This window comes from Pseudomonas sp. JAI111 (assembly GCF_024809425.1).
Lineage (GTDB): Bacteria > Pseudomonadota > Gammaproteobacteria > Pseudomonadales > Pseudomonadaceae > Aquipseudomonas.
Genome location: NZ_JANUCB010000009.1, coordinates 68771 through 85152, shown reverse-complemented (window position 1 = coordinate 85152; position 16382 = coordinate 68771). Strand labels below are relative to the sequence as shown.

Sequence of the window (16382 nt, the reverse complement as noted above, 5' to 3'; positions counted from 1 at the left end):
GGAGTCAGTCGCTGAGCAAGCGACCCTGGCGAATTAGGCGGGTGCCGGCGACTTTGGCCAGCCACAAACCGGGTTGGGCAAAACGCAGGCGTTCGCGGGCATAGAGGATGCCGTCGGTGCTGGCGCGCACGATGCTGTGCTGGTCTGTCAGCGGATCCAGTACTTCGAACAGTGGATCACCGACCCGGACCTGGGCACCCAACGGTTGCAGAAAACTCACCACGCCGGGGTGCGGCGCATAGGCGTACTGCGTACCGGCGAAGGGCGTTGCTTCGCAGCAGGTCAAGGGCGCTTCGGGCCAGTCACCGCTGATCAGGCCCTGCTCGGCGAGGTAACCCAGAATGGCGTCGGCGCTGTCGCTGCATTGCTCGCGCTCGGTGTCGGCCATGCCGCGCAATTCGATGGTGGTGGCGGCGCACGCCAACGGGATAGCGGCTTCAGGAAACCGCTCGGCCAAACGCAACCACGGGGCCGCGCAGGCTTCATCGAAGGCATTGCCACCGGCACCTTCGGCGAGGAGCGTTGCGCCGGCACCCAGGCGCGCGGCCAATGAACGCAAGCGCGGCCAGTGTTGCGGCATGGCGTAAAGCAGCATGATCGACTCGAAGTCGCAATGCAGGTCCAGCACCAGATCGGCGTCGCAGGCATGCTGCAACAGCACGCGACGCAGGCCATCGAGCTCCGAGTTTGCTGGCGGCATGTCGGCGAGGACATCGCTCATGGCGCGGCGGATCAGCGCGGTGTTGAGGTCGGCGTTGTCGCCCAGTCGACCTTTCACCAACGCCGCCACGGCTTCGGTCAGTTCCGGGAAGTCGCGGTTGAAATTCTTGCCGCTGTTGAATTCGAAACGCCCCTGGTGGGTGGCCTGGAACATCTGCGCGATACCAATCGGATTGGCCATTGGCACCAATTCGATCACCCCGTTCAGCCGACCTTGTTCTTCCAGCAGCCGCAGCTGCCGCTTGAGTTCCACCGCCACGCGCATCCCCGGCAGTTCGTCGGCATGCAAGGAAGCCTGGATGTAGGCTTTGCGCGGCCCGCTGCCAAAACGAAACAGCGACAACCGCCGTTCCGTGCCCGAAGCACTCCACGGCAACAGGTATTCAATGTGTTCCATAAGCGCTCCTTAGTGCTTGCGCGGTGCCAGGTATGCCAGCCAGCGGCGCTCGGCCAGCTTGAACAGACGGACCAGGATGAAGGTCAGGGCAAGGTAGATGAGGCCGGCGGTGATGAACGCTTCGAACGGCAGATAGAACCGTGAGCTCACCGTCCGCGCCGCGCCGGTGATGTCCACCAGCGTGACGATCGAGGCCAGGCTGGTGGTTTGCAGCATCATCAATACTTCGTTGCTGTACTGCGGCAGTGCCCGGCGCAAGGCCGACGGCAAGAGAATCCGGCGGTACAACGTGAAGCGCGACATGCCCATGGCCTTGGCCGCTTCGATTTCGCCATGGGCGGTGGCCTTCAAACTGCCGGCCAACAGTTCCGCGCTGTAGGCACTGGTATTGATCGCAAAGGCCAGGCAGGCGCAAAACGTTGCGCTGGAAAGGTACGGCCAGAGCGCACTGTCACGGACCGCTGCGAACTGCGCCAGGCCGTAATAGATCAGGAACAATTGCACCAGCATCGGCGTGCCGCGAATCACGTAGGTGTAGAGCCAGGCAGGGAAGTTGATCAGTGGCGAGCGGGACACCCGCATCAGCGCCAAGGGGATCGCCAGCACCATGCCAAAAGCCAGGGAAATCAGCAGCACTTTGAGGGTCAACAAGGCGCCATTGAAATACAGCGGCAGGTTTTCCCAGATCAGGTTGTAGTCGAGAATCATGGGGGTTGCTCCCAATCACAATTCGGCGGCTTTAATGCCGACCGAGTAGTGTTTTTCCAGATAGCGCAGCACAAGCAATGAAAGGCTGGTCAGCATCAGGTACAGCGCCGCCACCGCAAGGAAAAACGTGAACGGTTCATGGGTGGCGTCCGCCGCGTTTTTGGCCTTGAACATCATGTCCTGCAAGCCGATCACCGAGATCAGCGCGGTGGATTTGGTCAGCACCAGCCAGTTGTTGGTGAAGCCGGGGATGGCGAAACGAATCATCTGCGGCACCAGAATCCGCCAGAAAACCTGCGCGCCACTCATGCCATACGCCATGCCGGCCTCGCCCTGGCCTTTGGGAATCGCCATAAAGGCGCCGCGAAAGGTTTCCGAGAGATAGGCACCAAAAATAAAGCCCATGGTGCAGACGCCGGCGACAAAGGGATTGATGTCGATGTATCGGGTGTAGCCGAGTGCCAGGGCAATGCGGTTCACCAGGTCCTGGCCGCCATAGAAAATCAGCAGGATCAACATCAGGTCAGGGATCCCGCGAATCAGCGTGGTATAGCCTTCGCCGAGCATCGCCAGCCATTTAAGCGGCGACAAACGAAAGGCGGCGCCAATCAGACCCAAGGCAATCGCCATGCTCATGGAGGTCAGGGCCAGGTTAATGGTCAGCCAGGCGCCATCGAGAATGCTCGATCCGTAGCCGTGAAGCATGATGAAGTTCCTCAAGCAAGCGCCGTGAAGCGCGCAAGACAAGTCCCAAGCGCCCGCGATGAGCGGGCGCCCGCATGACAGATAAAGGTTTATTCGCCGTAGATATCGAAGGCGAAATACTTGGCCATCACTTGCTGGTACTTGCCATTGGCGCGGATCGCGTCAATCGCCGCACTGAGGCGTGCAGCGTTCGCGCTGTCGCCTTTACGCACCGCAATCCCGGCGCCCCGACCGAAATATTTCGGGTCATTGATGTCCGGCCCGGTCAGCGCGAAACCCTTGCCCGCCGGGGTTTTGATAAAGCTTTCGTCGGTGGCGACGATGTCGGCGAGCGTGGCGTCCAGTCGACCCGACGCCAGGTCAAGGAAGGCTTCGTTTTGTGAGCCGTAGCGCACCACTTCGACGCCGGCTTTTTCAAGTTGCTCGGTGGCGAAACGGTCGTAAGTCGAGGCGCGTTGCACACCGACTTTCTTGCCCTTGAGATCCACCAGCGGGTCGTTGATCACGTTGCCGACCTTCATCGCGAACTTGCCCGGCGTGTGGTAGTACTTTTTGCTGAAGTCGACCGACTTCATGCGGTCTTCAGTGATTGACATCGACGACAGCACCGCATCGATCTTGCGCACTTTGAGCGACGGGATCATGCCGTCGAACTCCTGAATGACCCACTCGCATTTCACTTTCATCTCTTCGCACAGTGCGTTGCCGATGTCGTAGTCGAAGCCACTGACGTTGCCCTCGGGCGTCTTGAAAGAGAAGGGCGGGTAGGCGGCTTCGATACCGATACGCAGGCTGTCTTCCTCGGCGTGTGCCAGAAAGCTTGCTGCGCACAGTGCCAGAGCGCCGAGAAGTGCTGTCTTGTTCATTTTGTTGACTCCTGGGGGGCATTGGGAGGGTGCTGGTTTGGTGCCGTCCGGGCTGGCGGTGGATCAGTCCTGATGAATTTTGTGAGGCTATAAATGACACGTATTGTTTCATAAATCAATATCGTGAAAATAAACGTATCAAAACGAGGCGCGCGGATTTATTGATCAATCGATGCCGGCCCGGTTTATCCGGTCGATCCTCAAGGCGCAGAAAAGGCAAACTGCTGGCCCCCAAGTCGCCAAACTATCGCCAAAATCACTTCACTTTCAGGTGGTTAGGTGAATGGAATTGCGAAGTGTATTTGTCACGATGATCTCGTTCGCCCTGGCGAGCGTTGCACTCTCTGCCCAGGCTAAAGAGCTGGCGTCCAATGACCGGTTTATGTGCAGTTGGGGCGCAGGAACGGCGGCGAGGGCCCAGGAACTCAAGCTGGCCGGGGTTTCGCTGTATGCCGCTCGTCAGAAGATACAGGCCTACAAATTCGACAAGGCGTGGATGCGGATGATGGCGATGGGCATCACCGAGCAAACCTACGACAGCAAATCGCGGTACAAGCCAGCGGACGTGCGGAAAAATTTTTATGAGGATTGCGTGCGGTTCAAATTGGCGCGCAAGTGAAAAAAGGCCCGCGAATTTAACTCTCTAGTCCCCTGTGGGAGCGAGCTTGCTCGCGATAGCGGACTGTCATTGAGCAATGATGTCGACTGATCCACCGCTATCGCGAGCAGGCTCACTCCTACAGGGTCTGCTTTTGCCTCAGTTCAGGCATTGCGGCTTCGACCAGTTCGATCCAGTGCCGCACAGGGGGGCGGCCCTCACCGTCGAGGTGGGACTGCATGGGCGTTACGCGAAAAGGCCGTCGCATTCGTACGGACTGGGGTTGATCTCTTTTTCAGTGGTGGCCTTTTAATATTGCCTGCAACTCTCTAAAATCCGCGACCCGCTCTCCGGTATGGAGGCGCTGTGCCATTATTAAAGGGAGTCGTCATGCAGTTTGGGAAATGTCTAGGGTTGGCCTTGGTACTCGGCCTAAGTGGTTGCGCCAGCTTCACCAAAGATGAAGTTGCTCCGGTCAGCCTGCCGTCAATGTCCAGCTATTCGAACAAACCGAACGTCTATGTGGACTTCGATTTCTATCAAGGCGAGCCAAAAAGCGCTTCGGCCGTTGAAATGCCGCAAGCACGCGACATGTTGAAGCCTGAACTGCAAAAAGTGCTGACCGATTCCGGTCTTTTCGGCCGCGTCACGCTGGACGAGTTCCAGAAACAGCCAGGTGACTACAAACTGCGTTTGAAGGTTTATAACCATCCACCGGGTGGTGGTCAGATGGTCATGGCATTTATCAGTGGTTTGACGTTCACCGTTATCCCGGCGCTGGCGACGGACCAATACACCATGAGCCTCGAGACGCTCGATTCGCAGGGGCAGACCCTGACTAACACGAGCAACCATGACGGGATCAATACCTGGATTGGCATCTGGTTCGTGCCGTTGATGGCTAACACCCCGAAAGAGGCAATCAACGACACCTTCAGCCGTCAGGTCAATTCCCTGCTCAAGCAGATGGTCGATAGCAAAAGCCTGAAATATTCGGCTCTTGATGCCTACGTGCCTCGGGCCTGATCACGACATCACGACAGGAGCCGCAAAAGCGGCTCCTGTTTTGCCCTTACTTGAGGGCTTGAATGAACTTCGGGTCGCTGTACAACGCCTTCAGCAAATCACGAACCATCGGGTTGTAAGCGTTAGCGGCATTCGGGATCGCAATGGCACCGAAAAAGCTACTGTCCCACTGGCGGCTGACATCTTTGGTCGCGTCATAAACCACCTCATTGTCCTTGAGCAGCGTAAAACGCGCCGCCAGCTGGCCCGTGCCCGTTCCCATGCCTGCGGTCAGCTCATTCTTGACCACCAATACATCCAGATGCCGCTGCGCATGAGCATTCAACAGTCCCGCCCGACCCAGTTCTTCGGTAATCGCATCCTGAATATGCTGCGTGATGCTGCCGCTCGGTGAGCTGATCGGATTGGCCCGGACCGTCAGCGATCCCTGACCGGAGTCCGCTTTGACCTGAGCGTTGCTGATCGATTGCAGCGGCGGGGTTTGCTTGAGCTGTTGGACGTTTTCGTAGCTCGGCTCATAACGCGCCATGGTTACACCACAACCTTGCAGCAGCAGAGCGAAAACAGGGACGAGCAGGAGAGATTTCTTCACGGCATTTCCTTGCGTGAGTTTAAGGAGGGGCGGGATTATCAACTGATGGCATATAGCTAGCAATCAAGTTTCGACAAGTATTCGTCGATGCGGTCGGCTTGGCTCGCTGCATCGGTATTGGAGATCAGTGCGCCGTATCCGGAATAGAAGAGCACTAGTCGATCACCTGACTGTGCGTCGTCCAAGGCGATCAAGCGTTGAAAAACGCCGCGACTGTCGTAAAAACGACCTGTTTACACCGAACGCGAAGCACCACGACTTTTCTGTTGAACGACTGTTCAGCTTCGACTATGTTGATGACCACCTCCCCGGCTGGTTGCGCGGGCTTGCGTTTCTTCTATTCGAACGAGGCACTGGCATGCGGTTTTCACCCTTTGTTGAGCGGATTTCAGGCGACGGTGTAGCCGCCTGGGATATTCACAATGCAGCCTTCGAAGCCCAGCGCCGGGGCGAGGATGTGATCATTCTCAGTGTCGGCGACCCGGATTTTCCCACCCCCGATTTCATCACCGATGCCGCGATTCATGCGCTGCGTGAGGGCGACACCCACTACACCGAAATTGCCGGTCGGCTGGCGTTGCGCGAAGCCATTGCGGCTCGCTACGGCCAACTGTTCGACCGTGAGCTGCAAGCGTCAAACGTGATCATTGCGGCCGGGGCGCAGAACGCGCTGTTCATCACCTCGATGTGCCTGCTCAATACCGGCGACGAAGTGATTGCCCTGGACCCGATGTACGTGACCTACGAGGCCACGCTCAAGGCGTCGGGCGCCACGCTGGTTCGTGTGCCGTGTTCGGCGGACGAAGGTTTCAGGCTCGACGCCGCTGTGCTGGCCAAGGCCATCACCCCGCGAACCCGGGCGATATTCTTCTCCAACCCGAACAACCCCACCGGCGTGGTGCTCAACCGCGAAGAGCTGCAAGCCATCGCCGAACTCGCCATCGAGCATGACCTGTGGGTGGTGGTCGACGAGGTGTATGAGAGCCTCGCCTTCGAGCGTGAACACCTGAGCCTGGCGGCGTTGCCGGGCATGGCCGAGCGCTGCGTGGTGATCGGCAGTCTGTCCAAATCCCACGCGATGACTGGCTGGCGTACCGGCTGGATCGTCGCCGATCCAAGCCTGGTCGCGCACGCCGAAACCCTGGTGCTGAGCATGCTTTACGGCTTGCCGGGGTTCGTCATGGAAGCCGCGCTCAAAGCGGTGCAGGCCCATTCAGACGTGACCCATGGCATGCGCGAAATCTATCGTCTTCGCCGCGATCTGGTGGTGACCAGCCTGTCGGATTGCCCGGGCATTTCGGTGCTCAACCCCGACGCCGGCATGTTCGTGCTGGTGGACGTGCGCGCCACCGGGCTGACCTCCCTGGAATTTGCCTGGCGCCTGTTGCGCGAAGCACACGTCTCGGTGCTGGACGCCGCCGCGTTTGGCGAACCGGCGCAAGGCTTTGTGCGGCTCTCGTTCACCCTCGGTGAAGAGCGCCTGGCCCAGGCCTGCCAGCGTATCCGCGATTTTGTCCTGGTGTTGCAAGGCGAAGCGCCAAGGCCGGTGATCAGCCGTGTCACTTGCCAGGCGCCGGTTGAACCGGTCGCCGCCAAGACCATGATCGAAGTCGACGGCCTACATAAACGCTTCGGCAATATCGAGGTGCTCAAAGGCGTTTCCCTGACCGCCCGCGAAGGCGATGTGATTTCGTTGATTGGTGCCAGCGGCTCGGGCAAAAGCACCTTGCTGCGCTGCATCAACATGCTCGAAGTGCCGGACCAGGGACGCATTCTGGTGGACGGCGAGAGCATCCACCTGAACTTCGACCGTCCTGGCGCTCCGCTGGTATCCGACGCCAAGCAACTGGTCCGGATTCGTTCGAGCCTGGGCATGGTGTTCCAGAATTTCAATCTCTGGCCCCATCGCACGGTGCTGGAAAACCTCATCGAAGCGCCGACCCAGGTCTTGCGTGAAAGCCGTGCGGAGGCCACTGAACGGGCCGAAGCCTTGCTTGAACGCGTCGGACTTGCGGCCAAGCGCAACGAGTACCCGGCGTTTCTCTCCGGGGGACAGCAACAACGGGTGGCCATCGCCCGGGCCCTGGCCATGCGGCCCAAGGTCATGCTGTTCGATGAACCCACCTCGGCACTCGACCCGGAACTGGTCGGCGAAGTGCTGCGGGTGATCCGCTCCCTCGCGGAAGAAGGCCGGACCATGATCCTGGTGACCCATGAAATGGCCTTCGCCCGCGATGTCTCTTCCAAAGTCGCCTACTTGCACCAAGGCCTGATCGAGGAAACCGGTTCGCCGGATGAAGTGTTCGTACACCCACGCAGCGAGCGTTGCCGACAATTCGTCAACGCTCATCAGACTCGCTAATACATCATAAAAAGACGGGGAAAAATCATGGGAAATCGACGTTTGGCAAACTGGTTCACGGGCGTGGCCTGCGTATTGCTGGCCGGGATGAGCGCGGCCCAGGCCCAGCCGATCAGGTTCGCGGTCGCGGCCGAACCTTATCCGCCGTACACCGAGAAGCAGGCCAACGGGGAATGGAAAGGCTTTGAAGTCGACCTGATCCACAAGCTGTGCAGCGAAATGAAAGCCGAGTGCGAGATCAAGGAAGTGGCGTGGGACGGCATCATTCCCTCGCTGCTGTCGAAGAAGATCGACGTGATTTTCTCCTCGATGTCGGTGACCGAAGAACGGGAAAAACAGATCGCGTTCAGCAAGGCCTATTACGATTCGGTGGTCGCGCTTGTCGGGCCGAAGGGCACGTCGGTGAAAAAATACCCGGATGACCTCAAGGGCAAAACCATCGGCGTGCAGAACTCGACGGTGAGCGCCAGCTTCCTCAAGACCTACTACGAAAAGATTGCCGACGTTAAGTATTACGACACCCAGGATTCGGCCAACGCCGACCTGATTGCCGGCCGGATCGACTTGATGATGGCTGACGGTACGGCCATGGCGGCCTTCGTGCAGACGCCGGATGCCAAGGACCTGGCGTACCTCGGCGCGGTTCCATACGACCCGATCTTCGGCAAGGGTGTGGGCGCCGGTCTGCGCAAGGACGACACTGAGCTCAAGGCCAAACTCGACACGGCGATCGCCTCGTTGCTGGCCAGCAAAGACTATGACCACCTGTCCCAGCACTACTTCGGCACCAGCGTGAAACCTGCGTTCTGACCTGAACACAGAACCTGTGGGAGCGGGCTTGCTCGCGAAGGCGGCCTGACATTCAGCAATGATGTCGCCTGACCCACCGCCTTCGCGAGCAAGCCCGCTCCCACAGGGGATTGCGTCAGGCAGTGATTGCGTTAACTGGAGACGGAAATGCCGGCAATGTTCGATTTGATCAATTTCAGCGAACAAGGATGGGGCGGTGCGCTGTTGAAGGGGCTCTGGATGACCCTGCAGATATCGGCCGGGGCCTTCGTGGTCGGGCTGTTCATCGGGTTGGTGGTGGCCTGTCTGAAACTGGGCGCACCCAAACCGATCGCCGCACTGATGCGCAGCTACACCACGTTGTTCCGTGCCGTTCCCGAGTTGCTGCTGATCCTGCTGCTGTACTACGTCGGCTCCATGCTCCTCAATTCGCTGATGGCGCAGCTGGGTTACGGCGCGGTGAACGTCAGCGGTCCGCTGGCTGCCATCGTCGTGCTGGGACTGGTGCAAGGCGCCTACGCCTCGGAGATTTTCCGCGCGGCGATCCAGGCGATTCCCTTCGGCCAGATCGAAGCGGCGAAGGCGTTCGGCCTGAGCGGTTTTGGCCTGTTCCGCCGTGTCACGCTGCCGATCATGGCGCCGTATGCGATGGCCGGGATGGCCAACCTGTGGATCAACCTGATCAAGGACAGCGCCTTGATCAGCGTGGTCGGCACCAACGAGCTGCTGTACACCGCCAAGCAAGGCGCGGGTTCCACGCGTCACTATCTGTTGTTCTACCTCACGGCCGCGGCGATGTATTACGCGGTGACGCTGGTGTCCAACTACCTGTCGGGACGGCTTGAGCGACGGATTCGTCGCTGGATGCCTTTGGCTGAGTGAATGAAATGATTCCAGCGTGGATAGTTGAATACGCGGCACTGTTGGGCCGAGGGTTGCAAACGACCATTACCATCCTGTTGATTTCCAGTGCCTTGGGGTTTGTCCTGGCGGTGCTGGTGGCGTTGGCGCGGATCTCGAAGAACACCGTGATCGCCAAGGTCAGTCTGTTCTACACCAGCGTGACGCGTGGCACGCCGTTGCTGATCCAGATCTACATTTTCTACTACGGGCTTGGCAGCCTGTTTGCGCAGTTCCCGCTGATACGCGGCAGTTTTCTCTGGCCTTACTTGCGTGACGGTTACTGGTACATCGTGTTCGCCTTGGTGTTGTCGGTGGGCGCGTATGTAGGTGAGGTGATTCGTGGTGGCCTGTTGGCGGTGCCAAAGGGCGAGATGGAAGCCGCCTCGGCGTTTGGCATGACCCCGCGCCAGTCGCTGCTGCGGGTGCGCTTGCCTCGGGCCTTGCGTTTGTTGTTGCCGACCCTGGCCGGGGAGACCGTGATGTTGCTCAAGTCAACGGCACTGGCTTCGACCATTGCGATTGTCGACCTGCTGGGCGCGGCCAACGTGGTGCGGGCGCAAACCCTTCAGGTCTATGAGCCGCTGCTGCTGGTGGCCGGGGTGTATGTCTGCCTGACGTTCTTGATCGAGGCACTGTTTGCCTTTGCCGAACGGCGCGGGACGCCCGTGCGCAGGTCGGTGTAATGAATGCGTCAGGAGTCGTCGACCGATCGTTGCAGGGCATTGGCCTGTGCACCTTGGGTTACGCGTTCCTGGCGTTGCAGGATGCCGTGATCAAGTGGCTGGTGGCCGACTATTCGGTGGTCACCATTTTGTTCTGGCGCGGCCTGGTGGTGGTCCTCGCCTGTCTGTTGGCCGGGCGTCTGCGCCTGGTTCAGCGGGCCTGGCGCTCGCCGAGCCGACGCTTGCTGGTGGTGCGCGGCTTGCTGTCGATAGTCGCCTGGCTGCTCTACTACACGGCTGCCCGTGACCTGTCGCTGGCGGAAATGACCACCCTGTATTTTTCCGCGCCGATCATGGTCACGGTGCTGGCGGCAGTAATACTCAAGGAACGCGCGAGCGGCTGGCAGTGGTTTTCCCTGATCCTCGGATTCGTCGGGGTGGTCATCGCCTGTCGCCCGAGCAACATCACCGATCCCTTGCCGATCGTGCTGACGCTGCTGGCGGCGGTGTGCTGGGCATTTACCTACATTCAGTTACGCCAGGTGGACGAGCAGACATCCGTGCTGGAGCAGATGCTGATCACCAACGTGGTGTTTGTGCTGTGCATGGCCGTCGCGTTGCCTTGGACCCACACCCCGGCGCCGACCCCGGCCTGGCTGGGGATGCTCGGTGCCGGGTTGGTGGGCGGCATCGGTCAATTCCTGTTGTTCGCCAGTTTCCGGCGAGCCACCGCGACCTTGCTCGCACCGTTCGAATACACCGGGCTGATCTGGGCGTTCCTGTTGTCGAGCCTGATCTGGGGCACGCTGATGGATGTTTCGCTGATGTTCGGTGCCGGGCTGATCGCCGTCAGCGGCACCCTGGCGATGATCTTCGGACGCCATGCCTCACAAGACGTCGTCGGTGCTGAATGCTCCGTGTCGCAACCCCTTTATCCAGCAACGGCAGATGTGCAGGCCGTTGGCGGGGCTGAAGGTTTCGGGGTTCAGGCACCACTCGATCCAGAGTCCGTCGAGCATCGCTGACAGACCGATGGCCGCCAGGCGGGTGTCGTGGATCACAAAACCTTCGCTGGCCGCCATGTCATCCAGCAATTGGCGGAGCAGGTCGAGGTAGGCGCGGTAGCTTTTTTCGTGGGACTGGCTGACGTGTTCGGAGTGACGAATCAGGCTCCAGAACACCACCCAGACACCCAGCAGTTGCGGGTCCATGACCCGCGGCGAAAAAGACCCGGTGAGAAACGCATCCATCTTTTCGGCCGGGGTGCCGGCCTGCTGGATTTCCTGGAGCAGGGCGGTGGTCAGCTCGCTGGCGATCTTCTGGTAGGTGTCGGCGATCAAGGCATCGATGCTGCCGAAATGATGGTTGAGCAAACCCACGGACACACCGGCCTCGGTGGCGATGCGGCGCACGGAAATCCCGGCGTGCCCGTCACGGGCCAGGCAGCGCAAGGTGGCGGCCACCAGCATTTCGCGGCGTTCGTCGGGCTCGGCGCGGCGGTTTTTCGGCGAAGGGGTTGTCACAAGGATTTCCTTGGATGCGGTGCCAGGTTGGCGAGCTTAGTTGAACGTGCGTTCAATCTCCAGTTCCGGCCGTGGCGATGCATCGGTTTTTAACGGTTCATGACGGGGAGGGTGGGCCAATGGCGCAGGATATTTCGTTCAGTGTGCGCAACAACAACGGTGACGCGATGCCGGTCGGCGTCTGGCGTTTCGAGGGCGATGGCAGCGGGCCGAACGTGCATTTGCAGGCCGGGGTGCACGCCGATGAAATCGCCGGGATGCTGGTGCTGCACCTGTTGATGCAGCGCCTGCAAGTGGCCGAGGCCGAAGGCCGGCTCAAGGGCCAGGTGACGGTGGTGCCGCAGGCCAATCCACTGGGCATCGGGCAGTTTCGCCAGGGGCGGATCCTGGGGCGTTTTCACGACGCCACCGGGCATAACTTCAACCGCGCATTCGATCAGTCGGCCGCGCTGCAGCGGCCGTCGACCAACGTCCAGGAATGGCAAAAAAAACTGGTGCAACTGGCGTCCTCGGCAGATCTGATGCTCGACCTGCACACCGATGACGAGGCGCTGCCGTACCTCTACGTACACCGCAGTTTCTGGCCCCGTGGCCGGCAACTGGCGGCGGCGCTGAAGATGGACGTGGCGATCATCTGGGACGAGGGCGGCGATGGCTCCTTCGAAGAAACCATCATTGCGCCGTGGCTGCGCGATGGCGTCACCGATGGGCGCATGGCCGCGACCCTGGAATTGCGCGGGCAGGGCGATGTCAGCGATCGCTTTGCCGAGCAGGATGCCCAGGGTTTGTACGTCTGGCTGTGCAGTTGCGGGGTTATCGACGAAGCGCTTGCGCCAGGCGACTGGCCCGTCGAGGCGATGGAAATGGGCCACATGGAAACCATCCTCGCGCCGCAGCCCGGGGTATTGATCTTTGAAAAGGAACTGGGGGATTTCGTCGAAGAAGGCCAGCGGTTTGCGCGGATTCTGCGCCGCCCCGGCGATCCGTCTTCCGAAGTGGTGCTGGTGGCCGAGCAGGCCGGACGGATGGTGACGCGCTATCGGGATCGGCTAGTGTCCCAAGGCATGGTGGTGGCGAAATTCACCGGCAGCCGGATGTCGCGCCACTGGAGCGGCGGGTTGCTGGACCCGAACTAGGCAACACGGCCACCTCCGCTGAACGTGCATGACTCTCTAAAGCAGTCAGCGGAGGCGGCCATCAGGCGTATTGCTAGTTCCCGTCGGCGACTTTGCGCTCTATCTCCGCTACTTTTCGGCGCAGCTCCTCGGCTTCCTGCTCCTGGTTATGAGTGGAAGCGGGGTTATTGGCCTCTTTGGCTTCTTTGTCCTTCAGCGCCTTTTCAACGTCATCGATACTGTCATCGTTGTTCATCTTGCCTACCTCCGTTGACCTACACGTTGGACGCAACGGCATGGCGCGAGTTCGAGATTTGTTTACCGACGGTCGCCCTTAAAGCTCACGGTCCGCCAGCGCTTCCAGCAGGTCGGCTGAAGGCACGAAAAACAGGCCTCCCGTCACTGCCGTGCTGAAATCAAGCAAGCGGTCATAATTGCCTGGCGGCCTGCCGACGAACATATTTTCGAGCATCAGCTCCAGAGGGCTCGGCGAGCGCGCATAGCCGATGAAGTAGGTGCCGAATTCGCCCGCGCCCGGCCGGCCGAATGGCATGTTGTCGCGCAGGATTTTCACTTCTTGCCCGTCCTCGGTGATCGTGGTCAGGGCGCTGTGGGAGTTGGTCGGTTTGACCGTGTCATCGAGTTCGATGTCGGACAGCTTGGTACGGCCGATAATCCGCTCCTGCGCTTCGACCGTCAGGGTGTTCCAGGCCGTCATGTTGTGCAGGTATTTCTGCACCAGCACATAGCTGCCGCCGCTGAACGACGGATCTTCACTGCCCACTATCGTGAAGTCGACCGCCTTGCGCCCGACCGGGTTTTCGGTGCCGTCGACAAAGCCGATGATGCTGCGCATGTCGAAATAGCGAAAACCCTGCACTTCATCGACGACCGAAATCGCATCACCCAAGGCGGCGATTATTTGCGTGGCCAATTCGAAACACAGGTCCATCTGTTCGGCACGAATGTGCAGCAAGAGGTCGCCGGGCGTTGCCAGTGCGCGACGTCCCGCCGGACCGAACTCGCGAAACGGGTGCAGCGCGGCCGGGCGCGGGTTGCCGAACAAGGTGTCCCACGCGGTCGCGCCAAAGCCGCAGATACACGAAAGATTGCCCGCGGGAACACGTTTGCCCACCGAGCGCACCAGGCCCGCGACATCGCCACACCAGGCCCGCACGCGATTGGCCGCGTCATTGCCCGGCGCTATCGTCGCCACGATGAAAATCGCACTGTGGGTGATGGGGCTATCGACCGATTGCGGTTCCGGCGTCGGGTTATCCATAGGCGTCAGCGTTGTCATAGAGCGTTTCCAGTTCAGCAGGACGAGGTTGGAAAACAGTAGCAGAGAATGGCGTCGAGGCAGCCACGGCGTATGGACTGTAAACTGTCCGCGCAAAAGGCGTTGAGCGCCCCTTTACCCCCTCAAGCAAGAGATCCCCATGGCAAACCAAGACATCACGTTCACCCCCGATCCCGATGCGGACTCCATCTCTTCCGACGTTGCCGGTTTCGGTGGACTGTTGGTCTCCACGCAGATCCCGACCCACGCCGATGGCAGCCTGGAACTGGGCGACATCACCTTGCAGAGCGAGTGCACGCTGCAGGCGTTGAAGGTCGCGCTGGAGCGCGCTGGCAGTTCGATGGACCGGGTGTTGCACCTGACCATCTACCTCACCGACATGGCCGACCGCGCCGCGTTCAACGAAGTCTATAAGCGCTTCTTCGCCAAGCCGTGGCCGGTTCGGGCGGCGGTGGGCGTGGCCGCCCTGGCCGTTGAAGGCATGCGCGTCGAAGTCACCGCGATGGCCGCCAAAGCCTGACGTTTGGGGTCAGGCGCGATGAAAATCCGCCTGACCCAATTTCAAAAACACCGACGGCTCATGCCTCTGCACGACAAGCCTTATCCCTGCACGAAAATTAGTTTCGCCTCGTTTGAAAATCACGCCTCGAAATGTTTTATGAGTTTCACAACCCATTCGACGTGACCCTTTCGAGGAGTACCGCATGACCCTGTCCTTCGGCTATTGGCTGCTGGTGTATGCCGCCATCGCCATCATTGCGCTGATCGTTCTGATCGCCCGTTACCGACTCAATCCGTTCATTGTGATTACCCTGGTGTCCATCGGCCTGGCCTTGCTGGCCGGGATGCCGGCGTCTGGCGTGGTCGGCGCTTATGAGGCGGGCGTCGGCAAGACCCTGGGGCACATTGCGCTGGTGGTGGCGCTGGGCACCATGCTCGGCAAGATGATGGCCGAGTCCGGCGGCGCCGAGCAGGTGGCGCGGACCCTGATCGACCGGTTCGGCGAGAAGAACGCGCACTGGGCGATGGTCTGCATCGCCTTTCTGGTCGGCCTGCCGTTGTTCTTCGAGGTCGGTTTTGTGCTGCTGGTGCCGATTGCGTTCACCGTGGCGCGGCGCGTTGGCGTGTCGATCCTGATGGTCGGTTTGCCGATGGTTGCTGGCTTGTCAGTGGTGCACGCCTTGGTGCCGCCGCACCCGGCGGCGATGCTGGCGGTGCAGGTGTATGGGGCGTCGGTGGGGCAGACGTTGATGTATGCGATTTTGATCGGCATTCCGACGGCGATCATCGCCGGGCCGCTGTACGCCAAGTTCATCGTGCCGCGCATTCAACTGCCGGCGGAAAACCCGCTGGAGCGCCAGTTCCTCGACCGCGAACCGCGCGACAGCCTGCCGGGCTTCGGCATCACCATGGCGACCATTTTGTTGCCGGTGGTGCTGATGCTGATCGGCGGCTGGGCCAACCTGATCTCCACGCCGGGCAGCGGTTTCAACCAGTTCCTGCTGTTCATCGGCAACTCGGTGATCGCCCTGTTGCTGGCGACCTTGCTGAGCTTCTGGACCCTGGGCATCGCCCAGGGCTTCAACCGCGAGTCGATCCTCAAGTTCACCAACGAATGCCTGGCGCCGACCGCCAGCATCACCTTGCTGGTCGGCGCCGGCGGCGGCTTGAACCGGATTCTGGTGGACGCCGGGGTCACCGACCAGATCGTCAGCCTGGCCCATGAGTTTCACCTGTCGCCGCTGATCATGGGCTGGCTGTTCGCCGCGCTGATGCGCATCGCCACCGGTTCGGCCACGGTCGCGATGACTACCGCCTCGGGGATTGTTGCGCCGGTGGCCATTGGTCTGGGTTATCCGCACCCGGAGCTGTTGGTGCTGGCGACGGGCGCGGGGTCGGTTATCTTTTCCCACGTCAACGACGGCGGTTTCTGGTTGATCAAGGAATACTTCAACATGACCGTTGCCCAGACCTTCAAGACCTGGACTGTGCTCGAAACCATCATTTCGCTGGTGGCGTTCGCGCTGACCGTAGGGCTTTCCTACCTGATTTAACCCGAACACTCCGATCGCTTTCCTCAAGGCTCATGGTCACCCATCGAGCGCGTCATTGTGTG

Annotated in this window: 17 protein-coding genes and 1 pseudogene; 10 read left to right on the top strand and 8 right to left on the bottom strand. The window is 60.3% G+C overall.

Annotated elements, in window-relative coordinates; genetic code table 11:
* Window positions 1-4 precede the first annotated feature (4 nt).
* The 4 genes from HNR03_RS24365 to HNR03_RS24350 all read right to left on the bottom strand — a co-directional run bounded on the left by HNR03_RS24365 (window position 5) and on the right by HNR03_RS24350 (window position 3396).
* Window positions 5-1117, bottom strand: a complete 1113-nt coding sequence (locus tag HNR03_RS24365) for a succinylglutamate desuccinylase/aspartoacylase family protein (RefSeq protein ID WP_259156285.1) — start codon at window positions 1115-1117, stop codon at window positions 5-7.
* A 9-nt stretch (window positions 1118-1126) separates the two neighbouring features.
* The gene (locus HNR03_RS24360) at window positions 1127-1825 is read right to left on the bottom strand and encodes an ABC transporter permease (RefSeq protein ID WP_259156283.1); all 699 of its coding nucleotides are present in this window, start codon (window positions 1823-1825) and stop codon (window positions 1127-1129) included.
* Window positions 1826-1840: 15 nt separating this feature from the next.
* On the bottom strand, window positions 1841-2530 hold the full coding sequence (locus tag HNR03_RS24355; RefSeq protein ID WP_259156281.1) for an ABC transporter permease: 690 nt from the start codon (window positions 2528-2530) through the stop codon (window positions 1841-1843).
* 89 nt (window positions 2531-2619) lie between these two features.
* Window positions 2620-3396, bottom strand: a complete 777-nt coding sequence (locus HNR03_RS24350) for an ABC transporter substrate-binding protein (RefSeq protein ID WP_259156278.1) — start codon at window positions 3394-3396, stop codon at window positions 2620-2622.
* Between the two features lie 283 nt (window positions 3397-3679).
* Here HNR03_RS24350 and HNR03_RS24345 point away from each other — a divergent pair, with 283 nt between their 5' ends.
* Together HNR03_RS24345 and HNR03_RS24340 are read left to right on the top strand one after the other, a co-directional pair.
* Entirely contained in the window at window positions 3680-4015 is a 336-nt protein-coding gene (locus HNR03_RS24345) for a hypothetical protein (protein WP_405046086.1), read from the top strand.
* Between the two features lie 369 nt (window positions 4016-4384).
* On the top strand, window positions 4385-5020 hold the full coding sequence (locus HNR03_RS24340) for a hypothetical protein (protein ID WP_222587543.1): 636 nt from the start codon (window positions 4385-4387) through the stop codon (window positions 5018-5020).
* Between the two features lie 46 nt (window positions 5021-5066).
* Here HNR03_RS24340 and HNR03_RS24335 read toward each other — a convergent pair whose 3' ends face one another.
* Window positions 5067-5612, bottom strand: a complete 546-nt coding sequence (locus HNR03_RS24335; protein ID WP_259156275.1) for a hypothetical protein — start codon at window positions 5610-5612, stop codon at window positions 5067-5069.
* Window positions 5613-5970: 358 nt separating this feature from the next.
* On the opposite strand from HNR03_RS24335, the gene HNR03_RS31755 reads away from it, so the two are divergent.
* The 5 genes from HNR03_RS31755 (at window position 5971) to HNR03_RS24300 (ending at window position 11353) form a co-directional block, all read left to right on the top strand.
* Complete coding sequence (locus tag HNR03_RS31755) at window positions 5971-7974, top strand: aminotransferase class I/II-fold pyridoxal phosphate-dependent enzyme (RefSeq protein WP_310504656.1); 2004 nt, start codon at window positions 5971-5973, stop codon at window positions 7972-7974.
* Between the two features lie 27 nt (window positions 7975-8001).
* Window positions 8002-8784: a transporter substrate-binding domain-containing protein gene (locus tag HNR03_RS24320; RefSeq protein ID WP_259156273.1), complete on the top strand. Its 783-nt coding sequence runs from the start codon at window positions 8002-8004 to the stop codon at window positions 8782-8784.
* Window positions 8785-8931: 147 nt separating this feature from the next.
* A complete protein-coding gene (locus HNR03_RS24310) occupies window positions 8932-9645 on the top strand; it encodes an ABC transporter permease (protein ID WP_222587538.1) in 714 nt (237 codons plus the stop codon).
* Window positions 9646-9650: 5 nt separating this feature from the next.
* Window positions 9651-10349 (top strand): ABC transporter permease, encoded by a 699-nt coding sequence (locus HNR03_RS24305; RefSeq protein ID WP_222587537.1) that lies wholly within the window; start codon window positions 9651-9653, stop codon window positions 10347-10349.
* Window positions 10349-11353, top strand: a complete 1005-nt coding sequence (locus HNR03_RS24300; RefSeq protein WP_259156271.1) for a DMT family transporter — start codon at window positions 10349-10351, stop codon at window positions 11351-11353. The genes HNR03_RS24305 and HNR03_RS24300 overlap by 1 nt, the downstream gene beginning before the upstream one ends.
* Here HNR03_RS24300 and HNR03_RS24295 read toward each other — a convergent pair.
* Window positions 11312-11797: pseudogene (locus tag HNR03_RS24295) on the bottom strand (TetR family transcriptional regulator C-terminal domain-containing protein); the annotation flags it as partial. The gene HNR03_RS24300 and the pseudogene HNR03_RS24295 sit on opposite strands and share 42 nt — an antisense overlap.
* A gap of 173 nt (window positions 11798-11970) precedes the next feature.
* Between HNR03_RS24295 and HNR03_RS24290 the strand changes: the two are divergent.
* The gene (locus HNR03_RS24290; protein WP_259156269.1) at window positions 11971-12987 is read left to right on the top strand and encodes a succinylglutamate desuccinylase/aspartoacylase family protein; all 1017 of its coding nucleotides are present in this window, start codon (window positions 11971-11973) and stop codon (window positions 12985-12987) included.
* Window positions 12988-13060: 73 nt separating this feature from the next.
* On the opposite strand, the gene HNR03_RS24285 is transcribed toward HNR03_RS24290, so the two are convergent.
* Together HNR03_RS24285 and HNR03_RS24280 are read right to left on the bottom strand one after the other, a co-directional pair.
* A complete protein-coding gene (locus tag HNR03_RS24285; protein WP_222587534.1) occupies window positions 13061-13222 on the bottom strand; it encodes a hypothetical protein in 162 nt (53 codons plus the stop codon).
* 78 nt (window positions 13223-13300) lie between these two features.
* Window positions 13301-14248 carry a Dyp-type peroxidase gene (locus tag HNR03_RS24280; protein ID WP_259156590.1) on the bottom strand — a complete coding sequence of 316 codons (948 nt, stop codon included), beginning with the start codon at window positions 14246-14248 and terminating at the stop codon, window positions 13301-13303.
* A gap of 157 nt (window positions 14249-14405) precedes the next feature.
* Here HNR03_RS24280 and HNR03_RS24275 point away from each other — a divergent pair, with 157 nt between their 5' ends.
* Both HNR03_RS24275 and HNR03_RS24270 read left to right on the top strand, forming a co-directional pair.
* Window positions 14406-14786, top strand: coding sequence for a RidA family protein (locus tag HNR03_RS24275; RefSeq protein WP_222587533.1), 381 nt, complete (start codon window positions 14406-14408; stop codon window positions 14784-14786).
* A 184-nt stretch (window positions 14787-14970) separates the two neighbouring features.
* Window positions 14971-16320 carry a GntP family permease gene (locus HNR03_RS24270; RefSeq protein WP_259156267.1) on the top strand — a complete coding sequence of 450 codons (1350 nt, stop codon included), beginning with the start codon at window positions 14971-14973 and terminating at the stop codon, window positions 16318-16320.
* Window positions 16321-16382: the final 62 nt, after the last annotated feature.

Excerpts from the sequence above, each read along its gene's own strand:
- HNR03_RS24350 (WP_259156278.1), bottom strand. The coding sequence starts at position 3,396 with ATGAACAAGACAGCACTTCTCGGCGCTCTGGCACTGTGCGCAGCAAGC.
- HNR03_RS24340 (WP_222587543.1), top strand. The coding sequence starts at position 4,385 with ATGCAGTTTGGGAAATGTCTAGGGTTGGCCTTGGTACTCGGCCTAAGT.
- HNR03_RS24360 (WP_259156283.1), bottom strand. The coding sequence starts at position 1,825 with ATGATTCTCGACTACAACCTGATCTGGGAAAACCTGCCGCTGTATTTC.
- HNR03_RS24275 (WP_222587533.1), top strand. The coding sequence starts at position 14,406 with ATGGCAAACCAAGACATCACGTTCACCCCCGATCCCGATGCGGACTCC.
- HNR03_RS24300 (WP_259156271.1), top strand. The coding sequence starts at position 10,349 with ATGAATGCGTCAGGAGTCGTCGACCGATCGTTGCAGGGCATTGGCCTG.
- HNR03_RS24305 (WP_222587537.1), top strand. The coding sequence starts at position 9,651 with ATGATTCCAGCGTGGATAGTTGAATACGCGGCACTGTTGGGCCGAGGG.
- HNR03_RS24285 (WP_222587534.1), bottom strand. The coding sequence starts at position 13,222 with ATGAACAACGATGACAGTATCGATGACGTTGAAAAGGCGCTGAAGGAC.
- HNR03_RS31755 (WP_310504656.1), top strand. The coding sequence starts at position 5,971 with ATGCGGTTTTCACCCTTTGTTGAGCGGATTTCAGGCGACGGTGTAGCC.
- HNR03_RS24355 (WP_259156281.1), bottom strand. The coding sequence starts at position 2,530 with ATGCTTCACGGCTACGGATCGAGCATTCTCGATGGCGCCTGGCTGACC.
- HNR03_RS24270 (WP_259156267.1), top strand. The coding sequence starts at position 14,971 with ATGACCCTGTCCTTCGGCTATTGGCTGCTGGTGTATGCCGCCATCGCC.
- HNR03_RS24290 (WP_259156269.1), top strand. The coding sequence starts at position 11,971 with ATGGCGCAGGATATTTCGTTCAGTGTGCGCAACAACAACGGTGACGCG.
- HNR03_RS24310 (WP_222587538.1), top strand. The coding sequence starts at position 8,932 with ATGCCGGCAATGTTCGATTTGATCAATTTCAGCGAACAAGGATGGGGC.
- HNR03_RS24280 (WP_259156590.1), bottom strand. The coding sequence starts at position 14,248 with ATGGATAACCCGACGCCGGAACCGCAATCGGTCGATAGCCCCATCACC.
- HNR03_RS24365 (WP_259156285.1), bottom strand. The coding sequence starts at position 1,117 with ATGGAACACATTGAATACCTGTTGCCGTGGAGTGCTTCGGGCACGGAA.
- HNR03_RS24345 (WP_405046086.1), top strand. The coding sequence starts at position 3,680 with ATGGAATTGCGAAGTGTATTTGTCACGATGATCTCGTTCGCCCTGGCG.
- HNR03_RS24320 (WP_259156273.1), top strand. The coding sequence starts at position 8,002 with ATGGGAAATCGACGTTTGGCAAACTGGTTCACGGGCGTGGCCTGCGTA.